This is a genomic window from Streptomyces physcomitrii (assembly GCF_012273655.1).
In the GTDB taxonomy this organism is placed as follows: Bacteria; Actinomycetota; Actinomycetes; order Streptomycetales; family Streptomycetaceae; genus Streptomyces; species Streptomyces physcomitrii.
On record NZ_JAAWWP010000004.1, the window covers coordinates 147,304 to 166,150 of the forward strand.

An 18,847-nucleotide genomic window follows, 5' to 3' on the forward strand; every position below is an offset into this window, starting at 1 on the left:
CGCCCGGCGGGCCGGCGCCCCGGGACCGTGACCGGTCCGTACTGACGGGAACGCCGCAGTAGGAGTACTCCCCTCCGCACCAAGGAAGAGTACACGAATAACCAAGGAAGAGTAAAGAAAAAGGTAAAGGGCGCTCAAGTGCCCAGCTGGGACAGGTGAGTTGGCGATCGCCCCGCACGGGCCCTTCCGGCGTCCGTCCGGCGGGAAGGGCCCGTGCGGGGCGATCGGCCGCGTGGTGCGCGGCGGTGATCGGCGGCCCGGGCGCCTGGTGCGGCGCCCGGGCGATCCGGTCAGCGCGCGAGCGGCCAGGTGAGCGAATCGGTGAGCCCCCGGCGCAGCCCCGGGTCCCGTACGGCGGCGGTCGGGTCGCTGACCGTGGCGGTCAGCCGGTGCGCGCGCCGGTCGCCCGCCGGGAGCAGGCCGTCGAGTCCGAGGGAGCGGGCGCCGCGGGCCCCGGTGAGCTCCCGGCCGTCGAGGTACCAGCGCAGCTCCGGCTGGGCACCGGTCCCCGTGAGCCGGGTCACCCCGACCCGTACGGTGTCCCCGGCCGTCAGTCTCCGCCCGGCGGGGGCGCTCGCGGAGAGCATGCTCGCGTGGCGGTGGAAGCCCGCGATCATGGCCTCCCGGCCGACCACGTTGAACTCCCGGCCGAGTGTGCGCATGATCGAGTCCTCGCTCGGGCGGTACAGGCCGAGCGGGTAGTAGCCCGCACCCTCGAAGGCCCCGATGACGCCGCCGTCGGGGGTCGGCTCGCCGAGCCAGCGGTACCACTTGGCCTGCCGGGCCTCCAGCTGCCCCGCGTCGTACACCGAGGTGTTGCTCTCGCCGGTCTCCGCGCCGGTGTAGCGGCCGTACTCCTCGTAGGTGTACTCGTCGGCGAGCTTGCCGAGCGAGTGCCCGGTCTCGTGCACGGCGATCTGGCCGGACTGCTCGTTGCCGCCGGAGAGGGTGGCGATGCCGTCGTAGCCCACCGTGCTGCTCACGTCGTTGTAGCCCGCGCCGCCGTACTTGGTGCTGTTCGAGATCACGATCACCAGGTCCGCGGCGGGCGCCTTCGCGGCGTAGCCCTCCACCTTGCCGGTGTCCACGCACAGCAGCCGCTCAAGACCGTCGCACCAGAAGTACGAGCTGAGCGCGGTGTCCTTGACGACATCCTGCCCGGGGTCGCCGGAGACCCCGGACTCGCGCGAGACCGCGTCCACGGTCCACACATTGAAGAGGTTCTGGTACGTGGTGTACGGCTCGACGCCGGTGATGTCCTGCCACTTCTCCTTGGCGTCGGTGTGGAACCGCTCCTGCTCGCCCTCGGTGTAGCCGTCCCCGATGACCACCACGTCGAGCTTGTCGGCGGTGGAGCCGTTGTTGACGACCTGGCCGACGTCCCCGTCCCCGGCGGGCGCCGGTGCCGCCGCCGAGGCGCGGGCCATCCGCTCGGGGGTGGCGGCCGGGACCTCCACGGGGCGCGGGTGCGCGGTGGGCGAGGAGAAGTATTCGACGTGGTGGCTGCCGCCCCGCGGGGACGTATCGGCCGCCCCGGGATCCGGAGCGGCCGATACGGGTGCGGTGGCGGCGGCGAGGACGGCGGCGAGTATCGCGCCGGCCGCTGCGCCGACTCTGGCTCTGTGCACGGTTGTTACCTCCCGGTGGGGGACGGGCGGGGGCAAGGGAGTACCGAGGCGAGTTAAGTGCCGATGTAAGTGCACTTGATTCAGTGAGCAAAGATAGGAGCCGGTGTGCCGCATGACAATGCCCCGGCGGCCCGATTCCCCTTCTCCGCGGACGACTTGGAAGCGCCACCCGACATGCGGGGCACCCGGTTCGCACGGGTGGCCCTTCGGCCTTTCCATGGTGCTCGACCCGTCGGTTAACTAGCCTTGGTCCACGTACCGGACGAGCGGGCGGGGTCCGGTACGGCGGACACCGGGAGGCGTGCACGGATGGCAGCAGGCGGCAAGGCCCGGCGGCGGACGGACTCCACAGACACCGACACCGGCATCGGACGGCGGGTGCTGCGGCTGCGCACCGAACGCGGCCTCACCCAGCGCGAGTTGGCCGAACCGGCCTACACCGCCGCCTATATCTCCACCGTGGAGTCCGGCAAGGCCCGCCCCTCCCCGGCCGCGCTGCGCCATCTCGCCGCCCGGCTGACGGTGAGCGAGGAGGAGCTGGCCACCGGGCGCCCCGCGCATCTGGCCACCGAGCTGGGCCTGCGCATTACGGAGGCCCGCCGGCCGGCCGGCTCCGGCGACGCGCGGGAGGCCGCCGCCCGCCTGCGTGAACTGGCCGCGGAATGCGCCCGGTTCGCCCTGCCGGAGCAGGAGGCCAGCGCCCGGACCGCGCTCGGCGACTGCGCCCTGGACCTCGGTGACCTCGACCTCGCCCGCGAGAACTACGAGTCGGCCGAGCGGCTCCTGTCCGATGCTCCCCTGCCCCGCCGCGCCGCCGCCGTGCGCGGCCGGGCGGTGACGCACCTGCTCGCCGGTGAACTCCGCTACGCCTGCTATCTCCTGGAGTCCGCGATCGAGGAACTCGGCGCCCAGGGCCTCCAGGATCCGGAGGCCCTGGTGCTGCTGCACAGCGCGGTCATCGCCCCCTACGTCGACATGGGCGCCTACGCCCGCGCCGCGCAGAGCGCCGAACTGGCCCTGTCGCTGGCCCCGCGCGTGGAGGATCCGGCGCTGGTGGCGCGGATGCACCGCGGGGTGGCCCGCGCCATGCTGGCCGCCGGCCGGACCGCCGAGGCCGACGCCTCGCTGGCCAAGGCGCAGGAACTCTACGGTCAGCTGCACATCCGCACCGAGCTGGCGCACTGCCACTGGATGCGGGGCTACGGGCGCGCCCAGGAGGGCGATCTGGCCGCCGCGGAACGGGAGTTGCGGCGCGCCCAGGACATGCTGGTGGCCGAGCGTGCCCAGCTGTTCGCCGCGCAGGTCGGGGTGGAACTGGCGGACGTCCTGCGGCGCCGCGGTCGCCGCGGGGAGGCGGTCGCCGTGCTGGACCGGCTCCTCGACGGCATCGGCGCCGAGCGGGGCGCCGTCCACGCGGGCGCCGCGCACCGCCTGCTCGGCCTGATCAGCGAGGAGGAGGGCGAGACCGGCGCCGCCGAGGGCCACTACCGGGACGCCCTCTCCCTCCTCGCCCACACCGGCGCCGCCGGGGACCTCGCCGACATCTGCCGCCTCCTCGGCGACCTCCTCCGCCGCCTCGGCCGCGTGGAAGCCGCCCTCGACATCTACCGCACGGGCCTCGGCCACCGCGCGGCCCCGGGCACGACGACGCTGGGGCCGGGGGTGGAGGGGGTGCCGTTGTGAGGGGGCCCGCCCGGGCCGGGAGGGGTGCAACCAGTCGGTGCCCGCTCGGTGTCGGCGCCCTCAGGTCGTATCCCGATGCGGCCTAGCGCCGGTACTCCCGCCCCGCCGCTATCCGGTCCAGTACCTGGTGCAGGATCCGGCTGCCGGGTGGGGTGAGGGGTGGTTCGTACGTCCAGGCGTGGCCGACCCAGGGGTCGGCGAGGTGGTCGTCGGCCACCGGGGTCAGGCGCATCAGGGTGCGCCAGAGCGGGTCGAGCAGGGGGCCGTAGGCGGCGGCTGCCTCGCGGTCGGCGATCATCATCAGGTGGACGCCGACCTGGGGGCCCTCGTCGGCGAGGTATCTCAGCTGCGTGACGGCGCGGTCGTCGAAGCCGTGCGGGAAGTCGTGGACCAGCAGCAGGTGTTCGCCGGTGTCGATGTCGGGCGGCAGCGCGTCCGCGGCGCCGCTGCGGACGGCCATCTGGACCAGGTCGACGCGGCGGGCAAGCCGGGTCAGGGTCTCGGAGACCCCGGCGGCGCCGGTGGCGGGCGGTGCGGTGAGCACGCCGGTGCGCAGCAGCGGGTCGAGCGCGGTGGCCGCCGATCCCGCCGGGTCGATGACATGGACGCTGTACTCGCCCGCCGGGTAGGAGGCGAGCAGCCGGGCGACGAGCGCGACGGCGGTCTCCAGGGCGAGGCGGCGCAGGTCGTCCTCGTCGGTGAGGGTGGCGCCGGAGGCGTGCCGGGCGCCGCTGTCGATCCACAGCCCGCGTTCGAGCGGCAGGCGGACCAGCATGGGGATGCGCAGGGGGCTCTCGGGCAGGTGCAGGTCGCCCAGGCGCAGCGCCATCGGCGGTTCGGTGGGCACCTGGTAGCCGTGCCAGACCGGGTTGTCCCAGCGGGCGTAGGCGGGCGGCAGCGCGGGCTCGACGACCTCGGCCTCGGCGCTGAGCTGCGCGAGGTCGCGGTCGAGGGCCTGGCGGGCCTGCTCGACGAGTGCGGTGTTGCGGTCCTGGGCCGCGGCGCGGGCGGCCTCGGCTTGGCCCCCGATGCGGCCGCGCGGGTCGGAGAGGACCTTGTCGAGTTCCTGCTCCAGGCGCGAGTCGGCGAAGTCGACGGCGCTGCGGTACGCGGCGACGGTCCGGGCCAGGTCCTCGAAGACTCCCCAGACCTGGTTGTACAGCCGCTCCTCCATGGACCAGCCGTTGGCGTCGCCCGCGACGGGCACCGCGGGCCGGGCGGGCGGCGCGGCCGGGGGCGGCGGGGTGGCCGTACGGCGGCCGGGGTGCGCGTAGTCGATGGGTCCCGTGGACGGCGGGCGCGCGGGCTCCGGCGCGGGCGGGGCCGCCTGCCCGGGCTGCGTGGCCGGTGACGGCCGGGGGTCCGGAGCGGGCTGCGCGGCTGTCGACGGCTGGGGGTCCGGGGCGGGTCGGACCGCCGATGTCGGCTGGGGGTCCGGGGCCGCCGATGTCGGCTGGGGGTCCCGCGCGGGGGCGGTGCCCGCCGGGTCCGGGGCCGCGGTCCGGGGGGAGTCGCCGGCGGAGGTGCGGGGCGGGGGTGCGGCGACGGAGCGGGCCAGGCCCTGGGCGACGGCTTCGTCGATGGCGGTGGCGAGGTGCTGTGCCTCGGCCAGACCCTGGTCGGTCAGCAGCTCGGCGAGTCCGCCCGCGTAGCCCTGGCCGACGGCCCTGACCTTCCAGGCCTCGCCGCGGCGGTAGAGCTCCAGGGCCACCACCGCGGACTCGGAGGCGAGTCCGGTGAGGGTGTAGCTGGCGATCTCGGTGGCGTCCAGGCCGGTGACGGCGACGAAGGGCGCGGCGAAGGAGCCGAAGTGGGCCGGTCCGCCGCCGGTGCGCGGCAGGGCGAGGAGGATGTTGACGCGCTGTGCCTCGGCGGGGAGGGCGTCCAGGTCGACGGCGAGCCGGTGGGCTGCGGCGGCCTGCTGGGGGACTTCGAGTCCGGGCAGGGCCGGGTTGCCGGGGTGGGCCACCCAGTCGCTGCCGCGGACCCGGTCCTGGTCGTCGCTGAGTGTCGCCCCGGCGGCGACGGGTGCCCCCGCCGAGATCCGGATCTCCAGACGGGTCTGGGTGAGGGCGTGGTTCTGCCCTCGTACCAGCTCGGCCGACATCGCCCTGCTCCCCCTCGCCGGTGCCGCCCCGAGCGGCGCCGTCCGCTGTGCCCGCCGCGCGGCGGGCCGTGTCTGCGGCGCGGTCTTTCGCGCCGGGTGGCCCGCTCCGCGGTGCGGAGGGGCCGTCCGCCTGTGCTGCCCGGTTCGCCCAGGTGGTGTCCGCGGGGTCTCGCCGCCGCCCGGAGGGCGGGGCGGACGAGACCGCGCGGAGGCCGCCTAGAGGTGCGGCAGGATCGCGGGCATCAGGTCCTGGAAGGTGCGGCCGTTGGCCGGAGTGCCCAGGGCCGTCATCTGCCAGCCCTGGCCGGCGCGGTGCACCTTGGCCATGATCTGCGCGGTGTACTGGCCGCCGCCCGCGAGGGTGTAGCGCGCGAGCTCCTGGCCGTTGGTCTCGTCGACCAGGCGGCAGAAGGCGTTCTGCACCTCCTGGAAGGTCTGGCCGGTGAAGGAGTTCACCGTGAAGACGATCTGGTCGATGTGGACCGGGACGCGCTGGAGGTCGACGAGGACGGCCTCGTCGTCGCCGCCCTGGCCGACGCCGCCGACCAGGTTGTCGCCGGTGTGCCGCACGGAGCCGTCGTCGCTGACGAGGTGGCGGAAGAAGACTACGTCCACGGGCTGCTTGTCCGCGAAGAGCACCGCCGAGGCGTCGAGGTCGATCTCCCGGGTGCGCGAGCCGAACAGCCCGCGGCGCGGCGCGGCCTGCCAGCCGAGGCCCATCCGGACGGCGGTCAGCGAGCCGCCGTCGTTCTTCTGCAGGCTGATCGCCTGCCCCTTGGTCATATTGACCGTCACGCGCTCTTCCCCTCGTCGAGCTGTTCCCCCGCGGTCTCCGCGGTCGTGCAGGAAACCCTACGCAGCGCCACTGACAGCGCCCTCCCCCAGGCCGACTTTGTGTCGCTCTTGCAACACATCCGGCCCTCCGGTACGCGGCCGGACCTGCGCAGGCGGCACAGGCGGCCCACCTGCCCCGGGTGCGCCGCCCGGCCCGCGCCGGGGGTTCAGGCCTGACCGGCCTCGCGCATCTGGCGGAGTTCCTTCTTCATCTCGGAGACCTCGTCCCGCAGCCGGGCCGCGATCTCGAACTGCAGGTCCGCCGCGGCGGCCCGCATCCGCTCGGTCATCTCCTCGATCTGCTGGGCGAGTTCGGCGGCGGGGGTGGTGGTGGGCGTGGTCTTGCCCGCCTTCGTCTTCCCGGCGGGCTTCCCGCCGTCCGCCCCGGCCTTGCCGAGCGCGGGCACCGGCGCCTTGGCCTTGCCGTTCGACGCCTGCCGGTAGCCGGTGCCGAGCAGCTTCTCGGTGTCGACCTGCTCGCGGGCGATGGTCGCCACGATGTCGTTGATCTTCTTGCGGAGCGGCTGCGGGTCGACGCCGTTGGCCGTGTTGTAGGCGATCTGCTTCTCCCGGCGCCGGTTGGTCTCCTCGATGGCCCGCTCCATCGCCGGGGTGATCTTGTCGGCGTACATATGGACCTGGCCGGAGACATTGCGCGCCGCGCGGCCGATGGTCTGGATCAGGGAGGTCCCGGAGCGCAGGAAGCCCTCCTTGTCGGCGTCGAGGATGGCGACGAGGGAGACCTCCGGCAGGTCGAGGCCCTCCCGCAGCAGGTTGATGCCGACGAGGACGTCGTACTCACCGGCCCGCAGCTCGCGCAGGAGCTCCACCCGGCGCAGGGTGTCGACGTCGCTGTGCAGATAGCGGACCTGGATGCCCAGTTCGAGGAAGTAGTCGGTGAGGTCCTCGGCCATCTTCTTGGTGAGGGTGGTCACCAGGACGCGTTCGTCCTTCTCGGTGCGGCTGCGGATCTCGTGCACCAGGTCGTCGATCTGGCCCTCGGTCGGCTTGACGACGACCTCCGGGTCCACCAGGCCGGTGGGGCGGATGATCTGCTCGACATGGCCGTCGGAGCGGGACATCTCGTAGCTGCCGGGGGTGGCCGAGAGGTACACCGTCTGCCCGATGCGCCCCTGGAACTCCTCCCATTTCAGCGGGCGGTTGTCCAGCGCGGAGGGCAGCCGGAAGCCGTGGTCGACGAGGGTGCGCTTGCGGGAGGCGTCGCCCTCGTACATGGCGCCGATCTGCGGGACGGTGACATGGGACTCGTCGATGACCAGGAGGAAGTCGTCGGGGAAGTAGTCGAGGAGGGTGTTCGGCGGGGAGCCGGGCAGGCGGCCGTCGAAGTGCATCGAGTAATTCTCCACTCCGGAGCAGGAGCCGATCTGGCGGAGCATCTCGATGTCGTAGGTGGTGCGCATGCGCAGCCGCTGGGCCTCCAGGAGCTTGCCCTGCTTCTCCAGTTCGGTGAGCCGCTCGCCCAGCTCCTTCTCGATGTCGCCGACGGCGCGCTCCAGGCGCTCGGGCCCGGCGACGTAGTGGGAGGCGGGGAAGACGTAGAGGTGGTCGTCGTCGCTGATGACCTCGCCGGTGAGCGGGTGCAGGGTGGACAGCGCCTCGATCTCGTCGCCGAACATCTCGATCCGCACGGCGAGTTCCTCGTACACCGGGAAGATCTCGATGGTGTCGCCGCGGACCCGGAAGGTGCCCCGGGTGAAGGCGAGGTCGTTGCGGGTGTACTGGATGTCGACGAAGCGGCGCAGCAGGTCGTCCCGGTCGATCTCGTCGCCGACCTTGAGGGAGACCATGCGGTCCACGTACTCCTGCGGTGTGCCGAGGCCGTAGATGCAGGAGACGGAGGCGACCACGACGACGTCGCGTCGGGTGAGCAGCGAGTTGGTCGCGGAGTGCCGCAGGCGCTCGACCTCCTCGTTGATCGAGGAGTCCTTCTCGATGTAGGTGTCCGACTGCGGGACGTACGCCTCGGGCTGGTAGTAGTCGTAGTACGAGACGAAGTACTCGACGGCGTTGTTCGGCAGAAGCTCGCGGAACTCGTTGGCGAGCTGTGCGGCCAGGGTCTTGTTCGGCGCCATGACCAGCGTGGGGCGCTGGAGCTTCTCGATCATCCACGCGGTGGTCGCGGACTTGCCGGTGCCGGTCGCGCCGAGGAGGACGACGTCCTTCTCCCCCGCGGTGACGCGCTTCTCCAGCTCGGCGATGGCGGTGGGCTGGTCACCGCTGGGCTGGTAGGGGCTGACGACCTCGAAGGGCGCCACGGTGCGTTCGATCTGGGTTACGGGCCGCATGAAGACCACCGTACGACCCCGCACCGACAACCGGCTCCCGGCGGCCTCGCGACCGGGGCGGGCTCAGCGCTGCGGGGTGCGGACCCGGGGCCGCTGGTGGGGTATGCGCCCGCCGGGGTTGACGGCGGACGGCAGGGTCTCGGGGCCCCGGCCGGGGCGTCCGACGCGCGGGCGGCCCATGACCCGCATCGGGTCGAAGAGCACGATCGCCCCGGCGAGCAGGAGGAAGCCGAGAGGGCCGATCAGCATCGGGGCGAGGAGGGAGGCGGGTGAGTCGCCCGCCGGGTCCGCGGCGGCCCCGTGGTCGTGCAGGCGCACGTCGACCGCGGCCATCCCGGTGTAGTGCATCCCGGCGGTCGCGAGGCCCATGGCGAGGCTGGCGCCGACGCTCCAGGCGAAGCCGCGCACCTGCCCGGCGGCCCAGAGCGCGGCGGTGGCGGCGCCGACCGCGATCAGCACCGAGGCGGTGACGAGGAGGGTGTTGTAGTCGATTCGCCCGTTCAGCCGTATGCCGGCCATGCCGAGGTAGTGCATGGAGGCGATGCCGAGGCCGGTGACCGTCCCACCGGTGAAAAGTGCGGTGCCGCGCGGGCCCCGGTAGCCGACGATGAAGATCCCGACACCGGTCATCACGACGGCCACCGCGAGGCTCGCGACCATGGTCAGCCGGTCGTAGGCGAGGGTGCTCTCCCGTACGTCGAAGCCCATCATCGCGATGAAGTGCATGGACCAGATCCCGGAGCCGATGGCGAGGGAGCCGAGGGCGAGCCAGCCGGCCCGGCGGCGCGGGGGCTCGGCCAGGGAGCGCACGGTGCACCGCAGCCCGAGGGCGCCGCCCAGGCAGCCCATCAGGAAGGCGACGAGGGGTGTGACGAGCCCGTAGCTGAATCCGTCGACCGTGCCGTGCATGCGCCGGTGCTCTCCCCTCCCGTCTCGCGCCTGGAGCCGCCGTCCCGTGCCTGCCCGCGGGTCCGCGGGCGGGGGGCCGTGGCCGAAACAGAGATTATGACCCGCCATCCGGGCCCCGAACGGTTTTCCGGCAAAGAATCACGGTGACTCCCCACTTGTGTCCCCGGAGTGACCAAAGGAGCGCCGGTCTTCAACCTGTGGCAATCCTGGACTGGCCGTCCGTTGACTCTCCGCTGCCACAGTCCCCCCGACCGTGAGGTTCAGACACGAGGAGTCGCCGTGCTAGTACGTGCAGTCGCCATCACGTCCGCCGCCGTCCTGGGAGCCACCGCACTGCTCCAGCCCCCGCTCCCGGCCCGGGCGTCCACGCAGACCTCCGCCGCGCGTCCGGCGGCCCCCGCCGCCACGGACAGAATCAGCGTCATCGCCCACCGCGGGGCCTCCGGCTACGCCCCCGAGAACACCCTCGCCGCCGTCGACAAGGCGCACGAGCTGGGCTTCACCTGGGTCGAGAACGATGTGCAGCGCACCAAGGACGGCGAGCTGGTCGTCCTGCACGACACCGACCTCAAGCGCACCACGAACGCGGAGGAGCTCTACCCCGGGCGCGCGCCCTGGAAGGTCGCCGACTTCACCGCCGCGGAGATAGCCGGACTCGACGCGGGCAGCTGGTTCGGCGCCGAGTTCACCGGGGCGCGGGTGCCGACCCTCAAGCAGTACCTGGAGCGCGTCGACGAGAACCGGCAGAAGCTGCTCCTGGAGATCAAGGCGCCGGAGCTGTACCCGGGCATCGAGCGCGACATCCTGCGCACCCTGGACGAGGAGCACTGGCTCGCCGCCTCGGGCTCCTCCCGGCGGCTGGTGGTGCAGAGCTTCAGCGCGCCCTCGCTGCGCACCCTGCACGGCCTGCGCGGCGGGGTCACCACCGGCTTCCTCGGCACCCCCGCGGTCTCCGACCTCGGTACGTACGCCGAGTTCGCCGATCAGATCAATCCGACCGCCGCCACCCTGACCGCGGACTACGTCACCTCCGTGCACGCGGTGCACGGCGTCCACGGGCGGCCGCTGCACGTGTCCACCTGGACGGTGAACGACGCGGACACCACGCGCCGGGTCGCCGGCTACGGCGTGGACGGCATCATCACCAACGTCCCGGACACGGTGCGGGAGGCGCTGGAGTCCCGCTGACCGCGGACAGGTCACGGCCCGGCGCGTCCAGCCGGGCCGAGGCCGAAAACCGCTGTCCGCCGCCGTTCGACCCCGGCGGCGGTCCGGCGATGTCAGTGGTGGTCCGTACGGTGTCCGCATGAACACCGAGAGGACTGCCGGGGCCCCGGCGGAGACCGGCACGGGCCCCGCGACGGGCACCGGGACAGGCGCGGCGCCGGACACCGGCGAGGGTGCCGGGCAGAGCGCCGGGCCGTGGGCGGCTAAGCGGCTGGTGTGGACGGTGGTCCGCACGGACATCGGCCCGCTGCTGCTCGCGGCCACCGAAGTCGGCCTGGTCAACGTGGTCTTCCATGCCTCGGAGCGGGTGCGCGGGAAGGCACTGGAGAGGCTGGCGGGCCGCCTCGGGATACCGCCGGTCCACGAGCCCGCCTCGCCGCTGCTCGCGGAACCGCTGCGCCAGCTCACCGCCTACTTCGCCGGTGAACTGCACGACTTCTCCCTGCCGCTCGACTGGCGGATGCTCGGGGGCGCCAGGGGGTTCAACAGGCAGGTGCTGGAAGCACTGGCGGCGGACGTGCCCTTCGGCAGCGTCGCCGGGTACGGGGATCTGGCGAGCCGGGTCGGCCGGCCGAGGGCCGCCCAGGCGGTGGGGATCGCCATGGGCTCCAACCCGCTGCCGGTGGTGGTGCCCTGCCATCGCGTGGTGGAGAGCGACGGCGGCATAGGCGGCTTCGGCGGCGGACTGGAGACCAAACGCCAACTGCTCGCCCTGGAAGGGGTACTTCCGCAGCCGCTGTTCTGAGCGCTGCCGCGCGCCGGGCCCCGCGCGGCCGGACACCGGATGGCTGAAGAGGACGGAAGAAGACGGAAGAAGTCGGTAAGAGAGCGCGCGAGCGGACGCGCGCGGGCCGAAGGGGTTTGATCCGCGGGCGCGCCCGCCAGGGATGAGAGGAGGTCCCCGAGCGCGGAGGTGCGCAGTGCTGGAGCTTTCCGAGGAGGTGGGCGAGGCACTGGCGAGCGGACGGCCGGTCGTCGCCCTGGAGTCCACGATCATCGCGCACGGGCTGCCCCGCCCGCGCAATCTCCAGGTCGCCCAGGAACTGGAGGCGGCGGTACGGGAGGAGGGCGCCGTCCCCGCGACCGTCGCCGTACTCGACGGGCGCCCCCTGGTCGGCCTCAGCAAGGCCGAGTTGGAGCGGGTGGCCAACGACGCCTCCGTACGCAAACTCAGTCACCGGGACCTGCCGCTCGCGAGGGCGACGGGGGCGAGCGGCGCCACCACGGTCTCGGCCACCGCGCTGCTGGCCGCCCGCGCCGGACTCCGGGTGTTCGCCACCGGGGGGCTCGGCGGGGTGCACCGCGACTGGGTGCAGACCCAGGACGAGTCGGCGGACCTGGAACTGCTGGCGCGGACCCGGATCACCGTGGTGTGCGCGGGGGTGAAGTCCCTGCTCGACGTGCCCGCCACCCTGCAGCGCCTGGAGACGCTCGGGGTGGCCGTCGCCGGATTCGGCACCGACCGCTTCCCCGGCTTCTACGTGACGGACTCGGGCAGCCCCGTCGACTGGACCCTGCACACGCCCGCGCAGGTCGCCGAGGTCATGCGGGCACAGGACGACCTGGCGGCCCCGGACTCGGCGCTGATCGTGGGCAACCCGGTCCCCGAGGCCGAGCAGCTCGATCCGGCGGTGCACGCCCGCGCCCTGGCGGCCGCGCTCACCGCCTGCGCCGAGGAGGGCATCACCGGGCAGGCCGTCACCCCCTTCCTGCTCGGCCGTTTCGTCCGCGAGACCGACGGCGCCTCCCTGGAAGCCAACCTCGCCGCCGTACGCGGCAATGTCCGCCTCGCGGCCCGTATCGCGGTGTCCTGGTCGCGGCGGTGAGGGAGCGACCGCGGGGGGAAGCGGGAGCGGCCGGGGGCTCCGACGGGGCCGGGGGTTCCACGGGGCCCGGGGCCGCTGGTGGCTTCGCGGGGTCCCGTGGCTCGTCGGAGTCCGGTGGCTCCGCCGGGTCCGGTGATGTCGTCGAGTCAGGTGGCTCCGTCGAGTCCGGGGTCGGGGCCCTGCTGGTGCTCGGGGAGGTGGTCACGGATGTGGTGGCCCGATATCACGGTCCGCTGGCCTCCGGTACCGACACGGCTGCCGAGATCCGCACGCTGCCCGGCGGGGCGGGCGCCAATGTGGCCTGCTGGGCGGCGCGTTGGGGCTGCCCGCGGGTGCGGATGCTCGGCAGCGCGGGGGCGGACTCCGCGCACTGGCACGAGAGCGCCCTGCGCGCGGCGGGTGTCGAGCCGCGGCTCGTCGTCCTGCCCGGGGAGCCGACCGGCACGGTGATCAGTCTGGTCGACGAGAGCGCCGCGGCGGAGCGGACCTTCCTCACCCAGAGCGCGGCCTCCCTCGGGCTGACCCCGGCCCACTGGTCCGCCGCGGAACTCGACGGCGTCGCTCATCTGCACCTCTCCGGCTATCTGTTCTTCTCCCCGACCTCGCGCGCGACGGTACGGGCCGCCCTGGCCTCGGCACGCGCACGCGGGGTACGGGTCAGCGTGGACCCCGCCTCGACCGGCTTCCTCTCCGAACTGGGCGTGGACCGCTTCCTCGAAATGGTGGAGGGGGTCGAGGTCCTGCTGCCGAATCTGGACGAGGCCCGGCTGCTCACCGGACTTCCCGATCCGGCCGGTGCCGCGGCCAAGTTGAGCCGCCAGTTCCCGCTCGTCGTCGTGACCCTCGGTGCCGAGGGCGCACTCGTCGCCCAGGACGGCCGGGTGGCGCCCCGGGTGCCGGGAGAGCCCGCCGTCCCGGTGGACACCACGGGTGCCGGGGACGCCTTCACCGGGGCCCTGCTCGCGGCGCTGCTCGCCGGTGCGCTGCCGGTGGCCGCGGCGGCGGAGGGGTGCCGGGCGGGGGCACTTGCGGTGCGGCACACCGGAGGCCGGCCCGTGGTGTGAGGAGAGCCCCGGGCCTGTGGAAAACCCGCCGTCTGTCCGATGGTCCGGCAAGCACACCCTCGTAAGAGCGGAGCGGAATGTCCCCTTTCCACAGGGCCGCCGCCGGACCCCGCCCCCGGCTGGCAGACTTGCCCGCCAAGCACGGATTCACCGTCCGCCCAGCTCACCTCAGTGCAAGGAGCCACACATGCCCATGGCCGGCAACCTGCGGAAGGTTGGCAGCCTCCGCGGGGTCGACAGCCTGCGGAAGGTGGCGCGCCTTGGCCGCAGAAAACCCCGGGTCGACCTCAGCCACCCGGCGCGCTCACCGCTCGGCTCGGCCGTCGTCAACTGCGTCACCTACCGGCACGGCATACGCCAGCCCGGGAGCAGCGACGTCACGGCCGCCGTCAAGCAGGTGCGCGCCCAGGGGGACGGCTTCGTCTGGCTCGGACTCCACCAGCCCACGGTGCGGGAGTTCGAGGGAATCGCCGAACTCTTCGACCTGCACCCGCTCGCCATCGAGGACGCGGTCCTGGCACACCAGCGCCCCAAGGTGGAGCGGTACGGGCAGACCCTCTTCGCCGTCTTCAAGAGCTGCTACTACGTCGACCACGCCGAACTCACCGCCACCAGCGAGGTCGTGGACACCGGCGAGATCATGGTGTTCGTCGGCCACGACTTCGTCATCACGGTGCGCCACGGCCGGCACGGTTCACTGGGCCACGTCCGCGAGGAACTCGAGTCCAACCCGGAGCAGTTGGCCAAGGGACCGGCGACGGTACTGCATGCCATAGCCGACCACGTGGTCGACGACTACCTGAACGTCGTCGAATCCGTCCAGGCGGACATCGACCAGGTGGAGACGGATGTCTTCGCCGAGGACAGCGCCGGGGTGGATCCGGGACGCATCTACCAGCTCAAGCGCGAACTCCTGGAGTTCAAGCGTGCGGTGGTCCCCCTCGCCCGCCCGCTCCAGGAACTCGCGAGCCGCCCCCTGAGCGTGGTGCAGCCCGAGATACAGGCGTACTTCCGGGACGTGGAGGACCATCTGCTCCGGGTGACCGAACAGGTCGCCGCCTTCGACGAACTGCTCAACTCCATACTCCAGGCACACCTGGCGCAGGTGACCGTCGCGCAGAACGCCGATATGCGCAAGATCACCGCCTGGGCCGCGGTCGTCGCCGTCCCCACGATGGCCTGCGGGATCTACGGCATGAACTTCGACCACATGCCCGAGTTGCACACCCGCTACGGATACTGGGTGACGCTCGGCGCCATCGCCCTGGTCTGCGCGGTGCTGTACCGGGGCTTCCGGAGGAACGGATGGCTGTGAGTTCGCCGTAGACCTCAGGACGCAGGTGTCAGGACGTGGGCGTCAGGCCTTGGCGTAGACGCTTTCCACCCAGCCCGCGAGCTGCTCCTCGGAGAGGTGCCCGGCGAGGTCCGCCTCGCTGATCATGCCGACGAGCCGCTTGTCCTGGATGACCGGAAGCCGCCGGATGCGATGGCCCTGCATCTCGCCGAGGACCTGGCTCACATCGGCGTCGGCCTCGACCCAGCGGGGTGTGCCCTGGGCCATGTCGCCGGCCGTGGTCCGGGCCGGGTCATGCCCCATGGCCACACAGCCGATCACGATGTCGCGGTCCGTGAGGATGCCGCACAGCCGCTCGTTCTCGTCGCTGATGGGCAGGGCCCCCACATCGAGTTCGCGCATCAACTGGGCGGCGCGGTCCAGGGTTTCGTGGGCGGGGATCCAGCGGGCCCCCGGATGCATGATGTCCGCAGCGGTGGTCATGAACGGCCTCCCGGTCATCGGCAGCCGGCGCGGCGCGGGACACGTCGCAAGTCCCGGCCCCTTCATTGTGGGGGCGAGGCGGGGGACACGCACTTGCGGGCGGGGGGGAGGGGCCCCCACCCCACACGTACCCACCCCCCCCCCCCCCCCCCCCCCCCCCCCCCCCACCCCCCCCCCCCCCCCCCCCCCCCGGGGCGGGGGGGGTCACCCCATTTGGGGGGGGGGGGGGGGGGGCCCCCACCCCACACGTACCCTCCACCCCCACGCACCCCCCACCCCCACCTCACTCCCCCGCCCCACCCCAAGCCGGATGCCGGTCGTCGTCCGCGCGTACCACCACGTCGGCGGCGCTGACGGGGTCGGTCTCCCGCTCGTACCGTGCGAAGGCGGGCAGTGTCCACTGCTGGTCCTGCGGAGTGCGTCTGCGCAGCGCGGCGGGTGACAGGTTCAGGTGGACGGTGAGGTCGAAGGGGAACCAGTGGTGCAGCAGCAGGGGCCCGTGGAGCAGCAGGATGCCGCCGGGCGGGAGTCGGGTACGGGGACTGCGGGTCGCGCGGTCGGTGGCGGGGTCCCAGAGGTCGGGGAGGACCCGGCCGGTGCCGCCCTCGTCCAGGGGTGTGAGGACCTCCCGCCACAGGGCCTTGATGTCGAACCATCCGTCGTAGAAGGACTCGGGGTCCTCGTGGCCGAACTCGAAGCGCAGGGAGGCGGGGCGCAGGAACCCCTCGGTACCGACGACGAGGGCGGGCCGTCCGCGGAGGCGCAGTTCCGCCGCGAGGCGTTCGGCCAGTTCGCCGGGCCGGGCGGCGGGGGCTCCGTCGACGGCCGCGCGTACGTGTGCCCCGCCGTCCTGCGGTTCCACGCGGAGCAGCCGCTCGGCGAGGTTCCGGCCGAGCCGTTCCCAGGTGATCGGTTCGAGTCGCACCTGATCATGATGCCCCTCGGCCAACGCACGGGACAGCCGCGTCCGTCCCCGAAGAAGCCGCCCGGCATCGCCCTCCCCCGTCCCTCCCCGCACACCGCCTACGCCGCGATCCTGGCCACGAGGGCAACCTCCTGACACAGTGGCGCACGCCGGGGTGACCGACGGCGACCCCCGGTGTGCCCCCCGGCGCGCGCGGCGACCCCAGCCCCGGCAGACCCGAGCCCCGCCCTCCCCCACTCCCGAAAACCAGGACCCAGCCCCAGCCCCAGCCCCAGCGCTCAGCCCCCAGAACTCAAGGAGCAGCCCATGGTCGAAGGACCGTACTTCGTGTTCACCGTGCTGGCGGCGCTGGCCTGTGGTCTGGTGGCCGGGGTCTTCACCGCGTTCTCGGCCTTTGTGATGCGGGGACTCGCCGCGCTGCCGCCGAACCGGGGGCTCGCCGCGATGCAGTCGATCAACGTGGCGGCGGTGCGGCCGGCCTTCATGGCGCTGTTCCTGGGCGCCGCGGTGCTCAGCGCGGTGGTCGCCGTGTTCACCTTGGTGAAGTGGCCGGAGGAGGCCGCCGTGGAGCTGCTGCTCGGCGCGGCCCTGTATCTGGCGGGGTCGTTCGGCGTGACCATGGCCGCGAACGTGCCCCGCAACACGGCTCTGGCGGAGCTGGATCCGGAGGCGCCGGAGAGTGAGGAGCCCTGGCGTGCCTACGTCGGCGAGTGGACCGCGTGGAACCACATCCGCGCCGGTGCCGCGCTGGCCGCCACGGCCTGCTTCCTCCTCGCCCTCACCTGAGCACGACGCACCCACCACCACCCCCGCACCCGCCGCACCACGTACCGCATCCCTCACACCACCCCCGCACCCGAAATCCCGCACCCCCGACCTTCGCGCCGCCCGCCCCCTCCGTCGTATCGTGGGCTGGAGGTGTTCGCCGTGCCCCGGGCGTTCGCCGCACCCCAGGCAAGGGAGACGGCCCATGGCCGACCCCAAGGGTTTCCTCACCACCGGCCGGCAGGAGTGGCCGCGTCGTCCCGTGGACGAGCGGGTCCGGGACTGGGACGAGGTGTATGTGCCGGGCGGGCTGCTGCCGATCATCTCGGAGCAGGCGGACCGGTGCATGGACTGCGGGGTGCCGTTCTGCCACGAGGCCTGCCCGCTGGGGAATCTGATCCCCGACTGGAACGATCTGGTGGCCAGGGACGACTGGCGGGCCGCGTCGGAGCGCCTGCACGCCACCAACAACTTCCCCGAGTTCACCGGGCGCCTGTGCCCGGCGCCCTGTGAGTCGGGGTGTGTGCTGGCCATCAACCAGCCGGCGGTCACGATCAAGAACGTGGAGGCGGCGATCGCCGACCGCGCCTGGGAGGACGGTCTGGTGCCGCCGCGTCCGCCGGACCGCCTGTCGGGGCGCTCGGTCGGGGTGGTGGGTTCGGGTCCCGCGGGTCTGGCGGCCGCGCAGCAGTTGACGCGGGCGGGGCACACGGTCGCGGTGTACGAGCGGGAGGACCGTGCCGGGGGTCTGATGCGGTACGGGATCCCGAGTTTCAAGATGGAGCGGGTGCATCTGGAGCGCAGGCTGCGGCAGATGGCGGAGGAGGGGACGGTCTTCCGTACGTCGACGGCGGTGGGCAAGGACGTCGGGGCGAAGGAGTTGCTGGCGCGGCACGACGCGGTGGTGCTGGCGGTGGGTGCCACCGCCGGGCGTGAACTGGCGCTGCCGGGCCGGGAGTTGGCGGGGATCCACCAGGCGATGGAGTATCTGCCGCTGGCGAACCGGGTGGGCGAGGGGGATCTCGCGCGGTCTCCGCTGAGCGCCTCGGGCCGGCATGTGGTGATCGTGGGCGGCGGGGACACGGGCGCGGACTGCCTGGGTACGGCGGTGCGCGAGGGGGCGGCCTCGGTGACCCAGCTGGACATCTATCCGCGACCGGCGCGGGGGCGGGACGAGGAGGCGGAGCCCTGGCCCACGTATCCGAAGATCTACCGGCTGACGCCCGCGCACGAGGAGGCCCGTGAGGTGCGCGCGGCCCCCGTGGCGGATGCCGACGCGCGGCTCTTCGCCTCCTCGACGGTGCGGTTCTCGGGGGACGCCGCGGGGCATGTGCGGGAGCTGCACCTGGTGGAGGTGGACGAGCGGCGGCGGACCCGGGAGGGCACCCGGCGCTCGCTGCCCGCGGATCTGGTGCTGCTGGCGCTCGGCTTCTCCGGACCGGACCGTACGGACGGTGTCGCGGAGCAGTTGGGTCTGGAGGTCGACATCCGGGGGACGTACGCGCGCGACGCGGGGTTCGCGACCAATGTGCCCGGGGTCTTCGCGGCGGGCGACGCGGGGCGGGGCCAGTCGCTGATCGTCTGGGCGATCGCCGAGGGTCGGGCGGTCGCGGCGGCGGTGGATCGCTGGCTGTCCGGGAGTACGCGGCTGCCGTCGCCGATCGGTCCGTACGACAGTCCGATGCGGGTGTGACCGGGGAGGCGGTGGCAGTCGGCGGCGGTGAGCGACCGCCCGGCCCGCCACCTCGCCCCGGGCGCTGATCACTCCCCTGCCCTGCCCGGCAGCGGGAGGGACA

At 73.1% G+C, this 18,847-nt stretch carries 15 protein-coding genes; 8 read left to right on the forward strand and 7 right to left on the reverse strand.

The annotated features are described in order from the left end of the window. Nucleotides 1–290: 290 nt before the first annotated feature. Complete coding sequence (locus HFV08_RS08505; RefSeq protein WP_312885473.1) at nt 291–1,628, reverse strand: M64 family metallopeptidase; 1,338 nt, start codon at nt 1,626–1,628, stop codon at nt 291–293. Between the two features lie 309 nt (nt 1,629–1,937). Between HFV08_RS08505 and HFV08_RS08510 the strand changes: the two genes are divergently transcribed. Then, nucleotides 1,938–3,311, forward strand: coding sequence for a helix-turn-helix domain-containing protein (locus tag HFV08_RS08510; protein ID WP_168537480.1), 1,374 nt, complete (start codon nt 1,938–1,940; stop codon nt 3,309–3,311). A gap of 82 nt (nt 3,312–3,393) precedes the next feature. On the opposite strand, the gene HFV08_RS08515 is transcribed toward HFV08_RS08510, so the two are convergent. From HFV08_RS08515 to HFV08_RS08530, 4 genes are all read right to left on the reverse strand, one after another. Continuing rightward, complete coding sequence (locus HFV08_RS08515) at nt 3,394–5,418, reverse strand: TerD family protein (protein ID WP_168537482.1); 2,025 nt, start codon at nt 5,416–5,418, stop codon at nt 3,394–3,396. 216 nt (nt 5,419–5,634) lie between these two features. Further along, the gene (locus HFV08_RS08520) at nt 5,635–6,213 is read right to left on the reverse strand and encodes a TerD family protein (protein ID WP_168537484.1); all 579 of its coding nucleotides are present in this window, start codon (nt 6,211–6,213) and stop codon (nt 5,635–5,637) included. 206 nt (nt 6,214–6,419) lie between these two features. Then, nucleotides 6,420–8,558 (reverse strand): excinuclease ABC subunit UvrB, encoded by a 2,139-nt coding sequence (uvrB, locus tag HFV08_RS08525; protein WP_168537486.1) that lies wholly within the window; start codon nt 8,556–8,558, stop codon nt 6,420–6,422. Between the two features lie 63 nt (nt 8,559–8,621). Further along, complete coding sequence (locus tag HFV08_RS08530; protein ID WP_168537492.1) at nt 8,622–9,467, reverse strand: MHYT domain-containing protein; 846 nt, start codon at nt 9,465–9,467, stop codon at nt 8,622–8,624. Between the two features lie 279 nt (nt 9,468–9,746). On the opposite strand from HFV08_RS08530, the gene HFV08_RS08535 reads away from it, so the two are divergent. The 5 genes from HFV08_RS08535 to HFV08_RS08555 all read left to right on the forward strand — a co-directional run bounded on the left by HFV08_RS08535 (nt 9,747) and on the right by HFV08_RS08555 (nt 14,899). Continuing rightward, complete coding sequence (locus HFV08_RS08535; RefSeq protein ID WP_168537494.1) at nt 9,747–10,655, forward strand: glycerophosphodiester phosphodiesterase; 909 nt, start codon at nt 9,747–9,749, stop codon at nt 10,653–10,655. 253 nt (nt 10,656–10,908) lie between these two features. Further along, nucleotides 10,909–11,439, forward strand: coding sequence for a methylated-DNA--[protein]-cysteine S-methyltransferase (locus HFV08_RS08540; protein ID WP_376770592.1), 531 nt, complete (start codon nt 10,909–10,911; stop codon nt 11,437–11,439). Between the two features lie 142 nt (nt 11,440–11,581). Further along, the gene (locus tag HFV08_RS08545) at nt 11,582–12,520 is read left to right on the forward strand and encodes a pseudouridine-5'-phosphate glycosidase (RefSeq protein ID WP_168537498.1); all 939 of its coding nucleotides are present in this window, start codon (nt 11,582–11,584) and stop codon (nt 12,518–12,520) included. Nucleotides 12,521–12,699: 179 nt separating this feature from the next. Then, nucleotides 12,700–13,584: a carbohydrate kinase family protein gene (locus tag HFV08_RS08550; RefSeq protein ID WP_246341622.1), complete on the forward strand. Its 885-nt coding sequence runs from the start codon at nt 12,700–12,702 to the stop codon at nt 13,582–13,584. A gap of 187 nt (nt 13,585–13,771) precedes the next feature. Further along, nucleotides 13,772–14,899, forward strand: coding sequence for a magnesium and cobalt transport protein CorA (locus HFV08_RS08555; RefSeq protein WP_168537502.1), 1,128 nt, complete (start codon nt 13,772–13,774; stop codon nt 14,897–14,899). A 42-nt stretch (nt 14,900–14,941) separates the two neighbouring features. Here HFV08_RS08555 and HFV08_RS08560 read toward each other — a convergent pair whose 3' ends face one another. Further along, nucleotides 14,942–15,361, reverse strand: a complete 420-nt coding sequence (locus HFV08_RS08560; protein WP_168537504.1) for a CBS domain-containing protein — start codon at nt 15,359–15,361, stop codon at nt 14,942–14,944. A gap of 283 nt (nt 15,362–15,644) precedes the next feature. Beyond that, nucleotides 15,645–16,286 carry a nucleoside/nucleotide kinase family protein gene (locus tag HFV08_RS08570; protein ID WP_168537506.1) on the reverse strand — a complete coding sequence of 214 codons (642 nt, stop codon included), beginning with the start codon at nt 16,284–16,286 and terminating at the stop codon, nt 15,645–15,647. 306 nt (nt 16,287–16,592) lie between these two features. Here HFV08_RS08570 and HFV08_RS08575 point away from each other — a divergent pair, with 306 nt between their 5' ends. Then, the gene (locus HFV08_RS08575) at nt 16,593–17,072 is read left to right on the forward strand and encodes an anthrone oxygenase family protein (RefSeq protein ID WP_168537508.1); all 480 of its coding nucleotides are present in this window, start codon (nt 16,593–16,595) and stop codon (nt 17,070–17,072) included. A gap of 184 nt (nt 17,073–17,256) precedes the next feature. After that, nucleotides 17,257–18,744, forward strand: coding sequence for a glutamate synthase subunit beta (locus HFV08_RS08580; RefSeq protein WP_168537510.1), 1,488 nt, complete (start codon nt 17,257–17,259; stop codon nt 18,742–18,744). Nucleotides 18,745–18,847 lie beyond the last annotated feature (103 nt).

Bases quoted from the DNA above. Each gene is read 5' to 3' on its own strand.
- HFV08_RS08575 (WP_168537508.1), top strand. From the start codon at position 16,593: ATGGTCGAAGGACCGTACTTCGTGTTCACCGTGCTGGCGGCGCTGGCC.
- HFV08_RS08510 (WP_168537480.1), top strand. From the start codon at position 1,938: ATGGCAGCAGGCGGCAAGGCCCGGCGGCGGACGGACTCCACAGACACC.
- HFV08_RS08515 (WP_168537482.1), bottom strand. From the start codon at position 5,418: ATGTCGGCCGAGCTGGTACGAGGGCAGAACCACGCCCTCACCCAGACC.
- HFV08_RS08555 (WP_168537502.1), top strand. From the start codon at position 13,772: ATGCCCATGGCCGGCAACCTGCGGAAGGTTGGCAGCCTCCGCGGGGTC.
- HFV08_RS08530 (WP_168537492.1), bottom strand. From the start codon at position 9,467: ATGCACGGCACGGTCGACGGATTCAGCTACGGGCTCGTCACACCCCTC.
- HFV08_RS08545 (WP_168537498.1), top strand. From the start codon at position 11,582: ATGAGAGGAGGTCCCCGAGCGCGGAGGTGCGCAGTGCTGGAGCTTTCC.
- HFV08_RS08560 (WP_168537504.1), bottom strand. From the start codon at position 15,361: ATGACCACCGCTGCGGACATCATGCATCCGGGGGCCCGCTGGATCCCC.
- uvrB (WP_168537486.1), bottom strand. From the start codon at position 8,558: ATGCGGCCCGTAACCCAGATCGAACGCACCGTGGCGCCCTTCGAGGTC.
- HFV08_RS08580 (WP_168537510.1), top strand. From the start codon at position 17,257: ATGGCCGACCCCAAGGGTTTCCTCACCACCGGCCGGCAGGAGTGGCCG.